This is a genomic window from Escherichia sp. TW09308 (assembly GCF_000208565.1).
Classification (GTDB): Bacteria; Pseudomonadota; Gammaproteobacteria; order Enterobacterales; family Enterobacteriaceae; genus Escherichia; species Escherichia marmotae.
Map to the genome: position 1 here is coordinate 2205342 of NZ_AEME01000001.1, position 14857 is coordinate 2220198.

A 14857-nucleotide genomic window follows, 5' to 3' on the forward strand; every position below is an offset into this window, starting at 1 on the left:
AAATATGGAGTTGTGGAGGGAGTCACAAATTGAAAAGAGAACCCCTTCCCGTTTGCAGGAAGGGGTTGAGGGAGATTACTGCATTAACAGGTAGATGGTGCTGTCGCCGCGCTGAATGTTCAGTGCCAGAACAGACGGTTTGCTGTCGAGAACTTTACGCAGTTCAGCAATATTTTTCACTGCCTGCTGGTTCGCGCCAATAATCACATCACCTTTTTTCAGGCCGATCTGTGCAGCCGGAGTGCCCGTTTTCACGTTGTTCACTACCACGCCCTGATCTTTGCCTTTGTTGCTCATCTCTGCGCCTTCAATACCGTTGAAGATGGAGCTGGAATCAACCTGATTCTGGCTGCTCTGCTGCAGTTCCAGGTTCACGTTAACCTGCTTACCATCGCGCAGTAAGCCCAGGGTCAGTTTGCTACCCACCGGCATGGTGCCAACCTGGGCACGCAGCGCGGCAAAGCTGCTGATCGGTTTACCGTTCAGTGAGGTGATCACATCACCCGCTTTAATGCCAGCTTTCGCAGCGGAAGAGTTCGGCAGAACCTGACTTACGAAAGCACCGCGCTGGGCGTCAACTTTCATTGCTTTCGCCAGTTCAGAGTTCAGCTCGGTTCCCATAATGCCCAGCTCGCCGCGTTTCACCTGGCCGAATTCCACCATCTGCGAGGTCAGGTTTTTCACCATGTTACTCGGGATAGCAAAACCGATACCGATGTTACCGCCGTCCGGCGCGAGGATCGCGGTGTTAATGCCGATCAGTTCGCCGTTCAGGTTAACCAGCGCGCCACCGGAGTTACCGCGGTTGATTGCGGCATCGGTCTGGATGAAGTTTTCGTAGTTTTCGGCGTTCAGGCCGCTACGTCCCAGTGCAGAGACGATACCGGAAGTTACCGTCTCGCCCAGACCGAACGGGTTGCCGATTGCTACGGTGTAATCACCTACACGCAGCGCATCGGAATCCGCCATCTTAATTGCAGTCAGGTTTTTCGGATTCTGGATCTGGATCAGCGCGATATCAGAGCGCGGATCTTTGCCAACCATCTTCGCGTCGAACTTACGGCCATCGCTCAGTTGAACTTTAATGACCGTCGCGTTATCAACAACGTGGTTGTTGGTAACAACATAGCCTTTATCGGCATCAATGATGACACCGGAACCCAGCGCCATGAATTTTTGTTGCTGACCGCCGCCGTTACCGCCCTGGCCACCCTGGCAGAACGGAGAACTCTGGAACGGAGAACCGTCCTGGCAGAACGGAGAATCATCACCGAAGAACTGCTGGAAATTACGCGGCATACGCGGCGTATTAACAGTTGTGCTACCTTCTACGTTAATGCTGACCACTGAAGGCATCACCTTTTCGAGCATCGGTGCAAGGCTTGGCATCTGCTGGGCTGTCGTTGCTGAAGAAGTCTCAGCCGCCGTTGCAGAGAGCGGAGATAACGCCAAACCTAAACTCAGAGCCAGTGCACTCAGTGCTAATGTTGGTTTTTTTCATGTATTTCAGTCTCGATTAACAGATAACGCAAAATTGCTGTGTTCTTCAGATTCGTTTTATAGCGCGAAGTTCCGAACTAAAGTTTCTGCAAAAAGTAAAAATTTATTGTCCGTCTTTACAAAAGCCTGGTTATTGTTCTACAGCCATCAGACGCCGGTATTCATCCCACGCATAGAGGTCTGTCATACCGCTGATATAATCCTGTAGCAGGCGGCAGCGATAATAATATTCCCATAGAGGAAATTCAGGAGAATCTGATGATAATTTACTGACGGCCTCGACATAGGCCAGCCGATGGCGCGTGGAGAGCTTGTGGAATAAGCGCGATTCAATCGGGAAACGTTTCACCCGTTCTTTTTCTACCAGTTCAGTAAAGTCTGATAACGACAAACTTAATAAAGGACGATAAATCTCTAATAACCCACTAATCACCCGGTAGCCCTGTAATTCAAGCTGCTCGACATCTGGATGGCTAAATACATGTTTTACGGCGACATTTTTATATAACTTCAGAAGATCGCTACATTCACTGGCATCTTCCAACAGCGCATGATTAAACGTTCCGGCAAAAATCGTCGGTAAATTATCAATAAATCGTTGTGCCGCATAAGGCACCAGTTTATTGAGAGTATTAACCCGTAAATACATAAAAAACTGATCTTCCGTGCTGCGACTTAAGCTATTTGAGCGTGATTTTTCCCAGGCATTTTCTACTACCTGTGCAAACAGCGAACCTTTCTCATGCTGACCCCATGCCTCGTGGAGATGATGATAAAGCTGTTCAACGGTAAATATTCTTTTCTCAACCGCATCTTCAAGATCAGCCACACAATAAGAGATATCGTCGGCAGCTTCCATAATCCACGTTAATGGAAAACGACTGTAAAGAGCCAAATTAAGTTCTTTACGCAAACGGGAAATATAGACTTCTTCGGAAAGATAATAGCCCGGCTTTTTCATTAAATAGTTATGCGTCTCAGGCGTATCACCACGCCACCACGCCGGACGGGTATATTTTAAAATACCGCCAACCTGCGCCCAGGTGAGATTCATCCGCATCAATGTATGCACCAGGCGAATCCCCTGCGCATTGCCTTCAAAATGACATAAATCCTGACGAATTTTGCGCCGCAATTCATTAAGCGGTTCCTCTCCTTCCCTTAATCGCAACGTTGCCACACGACAGCGATCATCGGTCAGCGGCTGACTTTCGGCATCCCCCGGGTACAAACGCTGGCGAAACCAGTCATTAATCGCCGCTTCGCCAAAATGACCAAACGGCGGGTTACCGATATCGTGCATCAGGCATGACATCTCAACAATGCTTTCAAAGGGGCCGGTCAGCTCGTCCAGACCATACTCCTCCAACAATTTAAGCTCTTTCAGACGACTTAATATCTCTTTGGCGATATAGCGCCCTACCTGCTGCACTTCCATAGAGTGGGTAAGACGCGTGCGCACGGCGGCATTACGCTCAAGTGGGAAGACCTGGGTCTTTTGTTGCAGACGGCGAATTGCCGGGGAGTTGATAATACGTCCCCGATCGCTTTCAAAGATCCGCAGGATCTCATGCTCGGTTTTAACGCCCTGCGGTGAACGATAACGACGATGCCAGTTTATTTTTTTTCGGAAATCAATCTGTGTCATGTCCTCTCCCGCGTGAGAAATACGCTTCCCCTTAAGCGCATGATAAACTATGCCCTCAAATCGGGCTTATCGCGAGTAAATCTATGAAAATCGGCATCATTGGTGCAATGGAAGAAGAAGTTACGCTGCTGCGTGACAAAATCGAAAACCGTCAAACTCTCCGCCTGGGTGGCTGTGAAATCTACACGGGTCAACTGAACGGAACCGAGGTTGCGCTTCTGAAATCGGGTATCGGTAAAGTCGCTGCGGCGCTGGGTGCGACTCTACTGCTGGAGCACTGCAAGCCAGATGTGATTATTAACACCGGTTCTGCGGGGGGGCTGGCATCAACGCTGAAAGTGGGCGATATCGTTGTCTCTGACGAAACACGTTATCACGACGCCGACGTGACGGCATTTGGCTACGAATACGGTCAGCTACCTGGCTGCCCGGCAGGCTTCAAAGCTGATGATAAATTGATCGCGGCTGCCGAGTCCTGCATTGCCGAACTGAATCTTAACGCCGTGCGCGGTCTGATTGTCAGTGGTGACGCTTTCATCAACGGCTCCGTTGCTCTGGCGAAAATCCGTCACAACTTCCCGCAAGCCATTGCGGTAGAGATGGAAGCGACGGCTATCGCTCATGTCTGCCACAATTTTAACGTACCGTTTGTGGTGGTACGCGCCATCTCTGACGTGGCCGATCAGCAGTCTCATCTCAGCTTCGACGAATTTCTGGCCGTTGCAGCCAAACAGTCCAGCCTGATGGTTGAGTCACTGGTGCAGAAACTGACTCATGGCTAAGTCACTGTTCAGGGCGCTGGTCGCCCTGTCTTTTCTCGCGCCGCTGTGGCTCAACGCCGCGCCGCGCGTTATCACTCTTTCTCCCGCCAACACTGAACTTGCCTTTGCCGCCGGGATCACCCCGGTAGGGGTCAGCAGTTATTCCGACTATCCACCAGAAGCCCGGAAGATTGAGCAGGTTTCCACCTGGCAGGGGATGAATCTGGAGCGCATCGTGGCGCTGAAGCCCGATCTGGTGATTGCCTGGCGCGGGGGCAATGCCGAGCGGCAGGTTGACCAACTGATTTCGCTGGGAATAAAAGTGATGTGGGTCGATGCGACAAGCATTGAACAAATTGCTGATGCGCTACGCCAACTGGCACCCTGGAGCCCGCAGCCAGACAAAGCCGGGCAAGCCGCGCAAACCTTACTGGAACAGTATGCGCAACTGAAAGCGCAATATGCTGATAAACCTAAAAAACGTGTTTTCTTACAATTCGGCATTAATCCGCCGTTCACCAGCGGAAAAGAGTCGATTCAGAACCAGGTGCTGGAAGTTTGCGGCGGAGAAAACATCTTTAAAGACAGCCGGGTTCCCTGGCCGCAGGTTAGCCGCGAACAGGTATTAGCACGCGCCCCACAGGCTATTGTCATCACGGGCGGAGCGGATAAAATTCCTAAAATAAAGCAATACTGGGGCGAACAGCTCAAAATTCCCGTTATTCCTCTCACGAGCGACTGGTTTGAACGCGCAAGCCCACGTATTATCCTCGCTGCACAACAACTCTGTAATGCGCTTTCACAGGTGGATTAGCGCCTGATATTTTCAGGTGCTCAGTGGGGATTGAGAAATGCTCGTCTATTGGCTGGATATAGTCGGCACAGCGGTATTTGCCATCTCCGGCGTTTTGCTAGCCGGAAAATTGCGTATGGACCCTTTTGGCGTCCTGGTTCTGGGCGTGGTTACCGCAGTAGGTGGCGGGACAATTCGCGACATGGCGCTGGATCACGGTCCGGTATTTTGGGTGAAAGATCCCACAGACCTGGTCGTCGCGATGGTGACCAGTATGTTGACTATCGTTCTGGTACGCCAGCCAAGACGCTTACCAAAATGGATGCTGCCTGTGCTTGACGCGGTTGGCCTGGCGGTGTTTGTTGGTATTGGTGTCAACAAAGCCTTTAATGCGGAAGCAGGCCCACTGATTGCCGTTTGTATGGGTGTGATCACCGGCGTTGGCGGCGGGATCATCCGGGATGTACTGGCGCGTGAAATCCCGATGATATTACGCACAGAAATCTACGCGACGGCCTGCATTATCGGCGGTATTGTCCACGCTACAGCCCATTACACGTTCTCCGTACCGCTGGAAACAGCCAGTATGATGGGGATGGTTGTAACGCTATTGATTCGGCTGGCAGCTATCCGTTGGCATCTTAAACTACCGACGTTTGCACTGGATGATAATGGACGTTGAAGAGAAGATATGCCGGATAGGTTATCCGGCATATTAAAAGCAGATTAGATGCTGAAGGAAGAACCGCAACCGCAGGTGCTTTTCGCGTTCGGGTTGGTCACGATGAAACGTGAACCTTCCAGACCTTCGGTATAGTCAACGGAACCGCCGACCAGGTATTGCAGACTCATCGGGTCAACCACCAGGCCTACGCCCTGTTTTTCGATAGTCATATCGCCTTCGTTCACCTGATCATCAAAGGTGAAACCATACTGGAAGCCGCTGCAACCGCCACCAGTGATATACACGCGTAACTTCAGATTCGGGTTATCTTCATCAGCGATCAGGCTTTTAACTTTGTTGGCTGCTGCGTCGGTAAATTCCAGCGGCAGTGCTACGTCATCACTCATATTTTGCTCCAAACGACATCGGCAATTGGGCAAATTCTAACCCAATAATAAGCGCCATTATCTAATACCCTGGTATTTCGTTCAAGTATTCTCGCTGGCAGCCGCGGCCTTGCTTCGCGCCAGTTGTTCCGCTTCCTGTTTTGCCAGCGTGCGGGCAAGAATCGCTGAGTATAGCGGTTTTCCGCCGGTAAATTGTGCTAATAGTGTTGCGCCAAGACCAGTAATAATCATTGGCAAAATGAGCTGATAGTTATCTGTCATCTCAAGTACCAATATTATCCCGGTTAGCGGCGCACGAACGGATGCCGCCAGTAACGCGCCCATTCCAGCAATAGCAAATGTCCCTGCTTCAAGGTGATATTGCGGAAACAGTTCCGTAGCGACCATGCCAAATGCCGTTCCCAAAACCGTACCAAGCGCTAGCATCGGGGCGAAAATACCGCCCGGTGCACCAGAAGAAAAGCAGAGCAGTGTGGTGATCACCCGCGCAACAAAAATAAAAATCAGCATTCCCATGCTGAAATTCCCTGCTGTCGCGATAGGAATCAGGTTAAAACCACCGCCCGAAGTTTCTGGCGCAACGAAACCAAGCAAGCCACACAGGCCGCCAATCGCACCGCCCATCAGCACCCATTTCGTGATATTGCCGCCGTGCACACGGTGCAACAAATCCTGCATCCCCAGCACCCATTTATTAAAAATAGGGCCGAAGATACCAAAAATAATACCGAGGATCAGATAAAGCCAGAGCGTATTGAGCGGCGCATCAGAGAGTTTACCTACGTCAATTAACGCGACTTCGTGATTAAATATTCGGTACATAATGGTCGACATAATGACGCCAATAAATACCGCTTTAATCGAAATTAGCGTATAGCGGAATTGCGGACGCATCTCTTCGATAATAAAAAGAATGCCCGCGAGCGGCGCGTTAAAGGCCGCCGCCAGCCCCGCCGCCGCACCGGTTGCCAGCAACGTGTGACGAGCTTCATCACCTTTCATGCGGAAAATATCAAGCACCATGCGGCCAATGTTACCGCCGATCTGTACGGTTGGCCCTTCACGTCCCAGCACCATGCCACCGCCCAGCGTTCCCAGACCACCAAAGAACTTCACCGGCAATACACGCCACCAGCGGACGGGACGTTGATCTTCCAGCGCGCCTTCAATTTCCGGAATACCCGAACCACCTGCTTCCGGCGCGTATTTGCGCACCAAAAAATAACCGAACATCGCCAGCACCGCCGAACAGAGAAAAGCGACGGTCAACAAAAGTGGGTAATTGTCGGCAGTATGTACCAGCGCGCCCATACGTTGGTTCTGCAACCAGGCGACGCCTTTGTCAAAAGCTACTGCTGCCAGCCCGACAAGGGTGCCGACGACCGCAGCCATAAACAAAATGGCTAATGGCGTTTTGTCGCGCTCAAGAAGTTGACGAATCAGTTGTCTGCGTCGCAGACGCGCAGCCTGCGGTATTTCAGAAGAGGGTGTATCAGTTTTCATCCAATGATCACTTATTGGTCATACAAATAAGATGACGGCATTCTACTCGCTCGTTCGATGAAAATCCTTTGCAAAGCGTAATGTTTCAAATGCGCAAAACTTTTATACTCTTAGAAATCCGGGTTGCCGCAGTACAAGCAACCTGATGCTTGACGAGTATTTAACTTGTTATGAATAACATAGAATAGCAGCCATTCACTTTTTCTACGAATCAGGAACCCTCCATGAGTAAGTCTGAAAATCTTTACAGCGCAGCGCGCGAGCTGATCCCTGGCGGTGTGAACTCCCCTGTTCGCGCTTTTACCGGCGTGGGCGGCACTCCACTGTTTATCGAAAAAGCGGACGGCGCTTATCTGTACGATGTTGATGGCAAAGCGTATATCGATTATGTCGGTTCCTGGGGGCCGATGGTGCTGGGCCATAACCACCCGGCGATCCGTAACGCAGTAATTGAAGCCGCCGGGCGCGGTCTGAGCTTTGGTGCGCCGACCGAAATGGAAGTAAAAATGGCGGAACTGGTGACCGAACTGGTGCCGACGATGGATATGGTGCGTATGGTGAACTCCGGCACCGAAGCGACGATGAGCGCTATCCGCCTCGCCCGTGGTTTTACCGGCCGCGATAAAATCATTAAATTCGAAGGTTGTTACCACGGCCACGCCGACTGTCTGTTAGTGAAAGCAGGATCTGGCGCACTGACGCTGGGTCAACCGAACTCTCCGGGCGTTCCAGCGGATTTCGCCAAACATACCTTAACCTGTACCTATAACGATCTGGCGTCTGTACGCGCCGCGTTTGAGCAGTACCCGGAAGAAATTGCCTGTATTATCGTTGAACCGGTAGCCGGTAACATGAACTGCGTTCCGCCGTTGCCGGAGTTTCTGCCGGGTCTGCGCGCGCTGTGTGACGAGTTTGGCGCGTTGCTAATCATTGATGAAGTAATGACCGGCTTCCGCGTGGCGCTGGCGGGCGCACAGGATTATTACGGTGTCGTGCCGGATCTCACCTGCCTGGGTAAAATCATTGGCGGCGGGATGCCTGTTGGTGCCTTCGGCGGCCGTCGTGATGTGATGGATGCGCTGGCCCCGACCGGCCCGGTGTATCAGGCGGGTACACTTTCCGGTAACCCAATTGCGATGGCAGCCGGTTTCGCCTGTCTGAATGAAGTCGCGCAGCCGGGTGTTCACGAGACACTGGATGAGCTGACAACACGTCTGGCGGAAGGCTTGTTGGAAGCGGCAGAAGAAGCGGGGATTCCTCTGGTTGTGAACCACGTTGGCGGCATGTTCGGTATTTTCTTTACCGATGCCGGGTCAGTGACGTGTTATCAGGACGTAATGGCCTGTGACGTGGAACGCTTTAAGCGTTTCTTCCATATGATGTTGGACGAAGGTGTTTACCTGGCACCGTCAGCGTTTGAAGCGGGCTTTATGTCCGTGGCGCACAGCATGGAAGATATCAATAACACCATCGATGCCGCACGTCGGGTGTTTGCTAAGTTGTGATGATTTTGCCTCGCCCACCGGGCGAGGCATTTTATTAACGGCTCTGCTTTCTCAGCAAATAAATAAAATACGGCGCGCCGATAAACGTCGACAATAATCCCGCCGGGATCTGGAACGGAAACAACACCATCCGCCCGCACCAGTCCGCAAACACCAGCAGCAAACCACCCACCAGCGCCGAAATCACAATGTGCGGCATCGTCCGTCGAAAGCCCATCATCCGTGCAATATGTGGTGCCATCAGACCAACAAAACTCAATGGCCCAATGGTCATTGTCGCGGTCGCCGTCAGACAGGCCGCCAGCATCAGCAACGCAACTCGCGTCGGCGTCAGCGCCATCCCCACGGCTCGTGCGGTATCACCACCCAGCGGTAAAATGGTCAGCCAGCGACGGCACAGCGGCGTAATTGCCAGCAAAATCACCATCACAATTCCGGTGCGCCAGACCTGCGCATCGGTGGCATTGTAGGTCGAACCGGAAATCCAGGTCAGCACTTGCGCCATACGTGGATCGCCGCTCGCCTGCAACATCATCAGCAGCATAGTGAACGCGGTGCTTAATGCCATCCCCGCCAGCAGCATCCGATGTGGTGAAAATCCACCGCGCCCGGCGGCGATCATAATGATAAACAGCATCACCGCCGCACCGAGACTTCCCGCGGGCAGCAACCAGCCAAAGGCGTTGCCCGGCACCAGAAACAGCATCAGCACTACGCCAAACGCCGCACCAGAGCTGATCCCCAGCACTTCAGGGCTTGCCATCGGGTTTCCGGTCAGCCGCTGAATAATACAGCCAGCCACTGCCAGCATCACGCCTGCAAACAGTGCCGCCATAATTCGCGGCCAGCGCCAGGGCATTAAATCCTCAAGCAGTACCCCACTCGCCCACGTCCAGCCTTGCGAATCACGACCAAACGACAGCGCCACCACTACGGCAATCAGCAGCAGCACACCACCAGCGAGGGCAAACGCCAGCACATGTTGGCGTTCAATCGCGACCCGATCGTTAACCTTCATATCCGGCGCGCTAATGCTGCGTAAACGTGGCAGCAGCCATAGCAGCAGCGGCGCACCAATCAGTGCAGTGACCGATCCGGTGGAAACTTCCATCCATACGCGGGTTAGCCAGAGAATTATCTGATCGGAAAGCCAGAGAATGAGTGCCCCAATCAGTGACGCCAGCATCAGCCGCGGCAGCAGACGACGCGCGCCCAGCATTTTCGCCAGCAGCGGCGCGAACAAACCGATAAAGCCGATAATCCCGACCGCGTTCACCAGCAAGGCGCTGATAACAATCGCCAGAGACAGCGCAGCCAGACGCGCCAGCGACAGTGCCAGCCCCAGATTGCGCGCCACGCCATCATCAAGCCCCATCAGGGTTAACGGGCGCAGTAGTAGCAATGTCAGCATCACGCCGCCCAGTAACTGCGGCCATAAACGTTCAACGCCGCCCCAGTCGGTTTGCGTCAGCGTACCGGTGCTCCACAGGAACATGCTTTGCAACTGGTCATGATGAAAAATGACCAGTAACTGGTTGATTGCCCCGCAATAAAGGCTCACGACCAGACCCGCGAGGATCAACGTCACTGGCGAAAGGCGTTTACCCCACGCGACGCCAAAGACGATTAAGCCAACCACACAAGCCCCCGCCAGCGCGGCGAACTGACTTGCCGCCACACCAGGAATCGCCCACAGCGTGGTGACGGTAATCCCCAGTTGCGCGCCCGTTGCGACGCCAAGCGTGGTCGGTTCCGCCAGCGGGTTACGTAGCACTTGCTGAAACAGCACGCCAACCAGCCCCAGACCCGCGCCAACCAGCAGCGAAATAGCCAGACGCGGCAGCAAGCTGTAGTGAAAAATCATCTGCTCAATGACGTCAATATCCGGCGACCAGATTGCCTGAGTCCACTGGCTACGCGGCAGCCCATGCGAGAAGTTCATCCAGGTGAGCACCACAGCGGCAATCACCAGCAACGCCAACAATAACGCCGGAAAAAGCGCAATTCGTTTACTCACGCCTGGCCTCCAATGGCGTTATCCAGAATGCGCACAAAGTGCATTGCCGAAAGCGTCGCGCCATAGAACCAAACTGCGGGTACGCGTTGAAAACGCCCTGCACGGACAAACGGCATGGCCTGCCACAGCGGCGTCGCCATTAACGCGTCCATGTCCTTACTGTTATCGTGATCAAAACACAGCACATCAACATCTTTATACGCCGCCAGACGATCAATACTGACCGCGGTGCTGCCCCAGAAGTTGGTTTCCCCTTGCCATGCATTCACAATACCGTACTCATCGAGAATTTCCTGGAACAAGCTGTTTGGACCGAAGACCAGCATATGGCGCGGATCGAGAAGCGACGTCAGCAATAACGGGCGCGCTCCACGCTTTACAAAGCGGGGTTTCATACTGCGGATAAATTTTTCATATTGCGCTAAATGCTTTTCTGCCGCACTTTGCAGGTTGAGCAAATCCGCCATTTCCGTCAGTGACTTACGCGCCATCATCAGTGGCTGCTTGCCGTCGCTGAAGTTAAATCCGCGCCCCGGTGCAATGCGTGCCAGCATTTCTGGCGAAGGGCCATATCCTGCCGACCAGACCATAAACGACGGTTTCATTTCGGTCAGTAGTTCGAGGTTAGGTTCTGTACGCAAACCAACGTCAATCACCGATTCCGGTAATGGCGGTTCGCTGACCCACAGTCGATAGTTAATGGTGTCCGCCACACCGTAAGGCATGATGCCGAGCGCCAGTAGCAGTTCCACCGGCAACCACTCCAGCGCCACAATACGATGCGGATCAATCGCCGCCGCGCGAGCGGTATTCATCTGCCATAACAACGGAGAAAGCGCCATCGCCGTTAACAGTCGACGACGCGAAAGAAGAGGTAAGCCGCTCATCAATAAACAAAACTCACAGGTGCGGCACCCGCCGGATGCGGCAAAATACCCATCGGGATGCCATAAATCATTTCGAGGGTTTCGCCGCGCATAATTTCCGCAGGCGTTCCCTGAGCAATCATTTCACCGCCGCGCAGGGCGACCAGATAATCACAGTAACGCGCCGCCATATTGATATCGTGCAGCACAGCAATCACCGTCAGGCCGCGTTCCTGGCTTAAACGATGCACCAGCGCCAACACGTCAACCTGATGAGCGATATCCAACGCCGAGGTCGGTTCATCCAGCAGCAGGCATCGGCTATCCTGCGCCACCAGCATGGCGATCCACGCTCGCTGACGTTCACCGCCAGAAAGGCTATCCACCAGCCGATGCGCCAGTGGTTTTAAGCCGACAAGAGCGATGGCTTCTTCGACCTTTTCGCGATCTGCCACGCCAAATCGCCCCAACGCGCCGTGCCACGGATAGCGACCAATCGCCACCAGTTCGCGCACGGTCATCCCTTCAGCCGGAGGAATCTGCTGCGGCAAATAAGCGACTTTGCGGGCAAAGGCTTTACTGCTCCAGCTTTCCAACGGCTGGGCATCAAGAAGAATCTCGCCTTCCGACGGCGGCTGATGACGTCCCAGCATTTTGAGCAGTGTGGATTTACCAGAACCGTTGTGACCAATCAGGCCGGTCACTTTCCCGGCAGGAAAGGTTAACGACAGCGGATGCAAAAGCGTGCGCCCCGGCACACGAAAGGAAATATTACGCAGTGCAAAAGTGGTATCGGAATGATTCGTGTATTCCTGCATAACAGCCAACTTGTGAAGCGGGCACGGAAATCCGTGCCCAAAGCGAAAATTAGAAACGGAAGGTTGCGGTTGCAACGACCTGACGTTCTGCGCCCCAGAAGCAGCCATAGGTGTTAAAGCAACTGGCGACGTATTCACGATCGAACAGGTTGTTAACATGCAGCGCCACGTTGGAGCCAGCCATACCAACTCGCGCCAGATCATAACGCACTAACGCATCAACTACCGTATAACTTCCCACTTTAAAGGAGTTAGCCGGATCACCGTAGCTGGAGCCAGTATAACGACCGCCAGTACCCAGCGTCAGGCCAGAAAGTGGGCCGTCAAAGAAGGTATAGTCAGCCCACAGAGAAGCCATGTGTTTTGGCACCTGCGCAGGCGTATTACCTTTGTAGGTAGTATCGGTGGTGTATTCCGCATCGGTGTAGGTATAAGAACCGACCACGTTAACACTTGCCGACAGCGCCGCTTTTGCTTCGATTTCTACGCCACGCGCGCGGATCTCACCACCTTCAACCGAGAAGAATGAACCCTCAGGATCTGCCATCAGGTTGTTAGTTTTGGTGAGATTATACAGTGCACCCGTCACCACGATTGGGCGATCTTCCGGTACGTATTTCACGCCGACTTCGTACTGCTTACCTTTAGACGGTGCGAAAATATTACCATCCTTCCCGACCTGAGAAGAAGGTTCAAACGATTCGCTATAGCTGAAGTACGGTGTTACGCCGTTATCAAACAGATAGTTAACACCACCACGCCAGGTGAACTGTTTGTCATCACGTTTGTCAGTTGTTCCCGCTACGCGGTTAAGCGATTCTTGATCTGCCCAGTCATAACGACCGCCCAGAGTGACCAGTACTTTATCCCACTGCGCCTGATCCTGAACGTAAATGCCTGTTTGCTTCTGCTTATTCAGGATGCGGTACGGGCCGGAGTTATCCGGGTCTTTGGCATTGAAATCGAAATCGGTATTCACCGGATTATACAGATTCAACAGCGGCACAGAGTCGTCGTAACCAAACCAGGCGTTGATGTCATTACGCATACGCATAAAGTCGACGCCAGTCAGCAGAGTATGGTCGATATCGCCAGTGGCGAATTTGCTTTGTAACTGGGTATCAACAGAGAAGTTTTGCAGTTTCTCATCATCAACAACGTATTTCCGCGCCAGGTAGTGACCTTTATCCGCAGGTGCTATAGCTGCACACTGCTGGCTGTAAGCATTCGCCGGATCGGAGCAGACACCGTAGCCATAAACGCTGTTTTGCGAGGTTTTGTTTTCAGCAAAACGCAGGTTCTGACGCACCGTAAAGGTGTCGTTAAATTCGTGGTCGAAGCTGTAGCCCACCATCTTCTCGTTACGAGAATAGGTATTGTTCTTCGCACCTTCGTTAAAGTCGGTCGGCAGACGCTTACCGTTCGGCAGCGGCTCAACGGTTCCCTCTTTCGGCAACCAGCCGTAATAGCCCGTTTCCGGCTCGTTCTGGAAGTAAGAAAGGAAGGTGAAATTGGTTTTATCGTCCGGACGCCAGGTGAACGCAGGAGCAATAGCATAACGCTGCTCTTCTGCGCCCTTCTGCTGGGCATTAGCAGAACGCGCAAGACCGGTCAGACGATAAGAATAAACGCCGTCATCATCCAGCGCATCGCTGAAATCAAAACCAGTCTGGAACAGGCTGTCAGTACCGGCTTTAAACTGAACTTCTTTCAGCGGTTCGGTAGTCGGGCGCTTGCTGACCATATTCAACAAGCCACCTGGGCTGCTTTTCCCGTAAAGCACGGAAACAGGACCACGCATGATTTCAGCGCGCTCAAGCATATACGGATCGATAACCGCATCGTTATAGAAGTTACCCTGCATCTTCAGGCCGTTCAGATAGTTATTCTGACTTTGGCCTTCTGCAGCAAAACCACGGATGATCAGGTGGTCATAAGTGTTGGACGCACCACGCGTACCGACCGAAACTCCCGGCGTATAGCTAAGCGCTTCTTTTACGGACTTCGGCTGGTGTAGCGCCATCTCTTCGGCTGTGACCACAGAAATAGACTGCGGTACTTTTTGAATCGGCGTATCCGTTTTAGTACCGGTGGCTGACTGTCGCGCCGCAATAGTGGCTGCCGGCCCCCATGCGCTTTCTTGCGGCGCAGGTGCAGCGGTAACGGTGATAGTCTCTTCTTTCGGTTCAACCGCTGCCTGTGCATAAACAGACATGCCGCTAACCGCTGTGGCTACTACGACTGCGATTTTACGCAGCGAGTGTTTTGGCTGAGCAGTTTTGTAACGCGCCATTGGTATATCTCTGATGTAAAGTGAAAGTGAATGATAACGTAAACGAGAATGATTATTATAAAGATGAAATAATATTCGAAAC

The 14857-nt window shown here is 52.8% G+C and carries 13 protein-coding genes and 1 pseudogene; 4 read left to right on the forward strand and 10 right to left on the reverse strand.

Annotated features, from left to right (window positions below; all coding sequences use genetic code 11):
- Positions 1–75: 75 nt before the first annotated feature.
- Together degP and dgt are read right to left on the reverse strand one after the other, a co-directional pair.
- A pseudogene (degP, locus tag ESM_RS0110605) lies at positions 76–1497 on the reverse strand (serine endoprotease DegP); the annotation flags it as partial.
- A 133-nt stretch (positions 1498–1630) separates the two neighbouring features.
- A complete protein-coding gene (gene dgt / locus ESM_RS0110610) occupies positions 1631–3148 on the reverse strand; it encodes a dGTPase (RefSeq protein ID WP_000192051.1) in 1518 nt (505 codons plus the stop codon).
- 83 nt (positions 3149–3231) lie between these two features.
- Here dgt and mtnN point away from each other — a divergent pair, with 83 nt between their 5' ends.
- From mtnN to ESM_RS0110625, 3 genes are read left to right on the forward strand one after another with little or no spacing between them, the layout of a single operon-like run.
- Positions 3232–3930, forward strand: a complete 699-nt coding sequence (mtnN, locus tag ESM_RS0110615; protein WP_000689856.1) for a 5'-methylthioadenosine/S-adenosylhomocysteine nucleosidase — start codon at positions 3232–3234, stop codon at positions 3928–3930.
- The gene (gene btuF, locus ESM_RS0110620; RefSeq protein ID WP_001129924.1) at positions 3923–4723 is read left to right on the forward strand and encodes a vitamin B12 ABC transporter substrate-binding protein BtuF; all 801 of its coding nucleotides are present in this window, start codon (positions 3923–3925) and stop codon (positions 4721–4723) included. The genes mtnN and btuF overlap by 8 nt, the downstream gene beginning before the upstream one ends.
- Before the next feature lie 37 nt (positions 4724–4760).
- Positions 4761–5384, forward strand: coding sequence for a TRIC cation channel family protein (locus ESM_RS0110625; protein WP_000964219.1), 624 nt, complete (start codon positions 4761–4763; stop codon positions 5382–5384).
- 44 nt (positions 5385–5428) lie between these two features.
- Here the strand turns inward: ESM_RS0110625 and erpA are convergent, their stop codons facing one another.
- From erpA to ESM_RS1000000129090, 4 genes are read right to left on the reverse strand one after another with little or no spacing between them, the layout of a single operon-like run.
- Positions 5429–5773 (reverse strand): iron-sulfur cluster insertion protein ErpA, encoded by a 345-nt coding sequence (gene erpA, locus ESM_RS0110630; protein ID WP_001295564.1) that lies wholly within the window; start codon positions 5771–5773, stop codon positions 5429–5431.
- Positions 5766–5831 carry a small protein YadW gene (yadW, locus tag ESM_RS1000000128420; RefSeq protein ID WP_122983118.1) on the reverse strand — a complete coding sequence of 22 codons (66 nt, stop codon included), beginning with the start codon at positions 5829–5831 and terminating at the stop codon, positions 5766–5768. Before yadW ends, erpA begins: the two co-directional genes overlap by 8 nt.
- A 23-nt stretch (positions 5832–5854) precedes the next feature.
- Positions 5855–7276 (reverse strand): H(+)/Cl(-) exchange transporter ClcA, encoded by a 1422-nt coding sequence (gene clcA, locus ESM_RS0110635; RefSeq protein ID WP_000845418.1) that lies wholly within the window; start codon positions 7274–7276, stop codon positions 5855–5857.
- A gap of 11 nt (positions 7277–7287) precedes the next feature.
- Entirely contained in the window at positions 7288–7335 is a 48-nt protein-coding gene (locus ESM_RS1000000129090) for a hypothetical protein (protein ID WP_214678600.1), read from the reverse strand.
- A 165-nt stretch (positions 7336–7500) separates the two neighbouring features.
- Here ESM_RS1000000129090 and hemL point away from each other — a divergent pair, with 165 nt between their 5' ends.
- Positions 7501–8781 carry a glutamate-1-semialdehyde 2,1-aminomutase gene (gene hemL, locus ESM_RS0110640; protein ID WP_000045318.1) on the forward strand — a complete coding sequence of 427 codons (1281 nt, stop codon included), beginning with the start codon at positions 7501–7503 and terminating at the stop codon, positions 8779–8781.
- A 34-nt stretch (positions 8782–8815) separates the two neighbouring features.
- Here the strand turns inward: hemL and fhuB are convergent, their stop codons facing one another.
- Genes fhuB through fhuA form a run of 4 tightly spaced genes read right to left on the reverse strand, consistent with a single transcriptional unit; the run spans position 8816 to position 14775 of the window.
- On the reverse strand, positions 8816–10798 hold the full coding sequence (gene fhuB / locus ESM_RS0110645; protein ID WP_000044037.1) for a Fe(3+)-hydroxamate ABC transporter permease FhuB: 1983 nt from the start codon (positions 10796–10798) through the stop codon (positions 8816–8818).
- Positions 10795–11685: a Fe(3+)-hydroxamate ABC transporter substrate-binding protein FhuD gene (gene fhuD / locus ESM_RS0110650; RefSeq protein WP_010378052.1), complete on the reverse strand. Its 891-nt coding sequence runs from the start codon at positions 11683–11685 to the stop codon at positions 10795–10797. The genes fhuB and fhuD overlap by 4 nt, the downstream gene beginning before the upstream one ends.
- Complete coding sequence (gene fhuC / locus ESM_RS0110655) at positions 11685–12482, reverse strand: Fe3+-hydroxamate ABC transporter ATP-binding protein FhuC (protein ID WP_001158928.1); 798 nt, start codon at positions 12480–12482, stop codon at positions 11685–11687. The genes fhuD and fhuC overlap by 1 nt, the downstream gene beginning before the upstream one ends.
- Before the next feature lie 49 nt (positions 12483–12531).
- Positions 12532–14775, reverse strand: a complete 2244-nt coding sequence (gene fhuA, locus ESM_RS0110660) for a ferrichrome porin FhuA (RefSeq protein ID WP_000135211.1) — start codon at positions 14773–14775, stop codon at positions 12532–12534.
- Between the last annotated feature and the right edge of the window lie 82 nt (positions 14776–14857).

What these genes read in the sequence shown, in the direction of transcription:
- clcA (WP_000845418.1), bottom strand. Translation starts at nt 7,276, where the DNA reads ATGAAAACTGATACACCCTCTTCTGAAATACCGCAGGCTGCGCGTCTG.
- fhuA (WP_000135211.1), bottom strand. Translation starts at nt 14,775, where the DNA reads ATGGCGCGTTACAAAACTGCTCAGCCAAAACACTCGCTGCGTAAAATC.
- hemL (WP_000045318.1), top strand. Translation starts at nt 7,501, where the DNA reads ATGAGTAAGTCTGAAAATCTTTACAGCGCAGCGCGCGAGCTGATCCCT.
- fhuD (WP_010378052.1), bottom strand. Translation starts at nt 11,685, where the DNA reads ATGAGCGGCTTACCTCTTCTTTCGCGTCGTCGACTGTTAACGGCGATG.
- btuF (WP_001129924.1), top strand. Translation starts at nt 3,923, where the DNA reads ATGGCTAAGTCACTGTTCAGGGCGCTGGTCGCCCTGTCTTTTCTCGCG.
- ESM_RS0110625 (WP_000964219.1), top strand. Translation starts at nt 4,761, where the DNA reads ATGCTCGTCTATTGGCTGGATATAGTCGGCACAGCGGTATTTGCCATC.
- fhuC (WP_001158928.1), bottom strand. Translation starts at nt 12,482, where the DNA reads ATGCAGGAATACACGAATCATTCCGATACCACTTTTGCACTGCGTAAT.
- mtnN (WP_000689856.1), top strand. Translation starts at nt 3,232, where the DNA reads ATGAAAATCGGCATCATTGGTGCAATGGAAGAAGAAGTTACGCTGCTG.
- dgt (WP_000192051.1), bottom strand. Translation starts at nt 3,148, where the DNA reads ATGACACAGATTGATTTCCGAAAAAAAATAAACTGGCATCGTCGTTAT.
- erpA (WP_001295564.1), bottom strand. Translation starts at nt 5,773, where the DNA reads ATGAGTGATGACGTAGCACTGCCGCTGGAATTTACCGACGCAGCAGCC.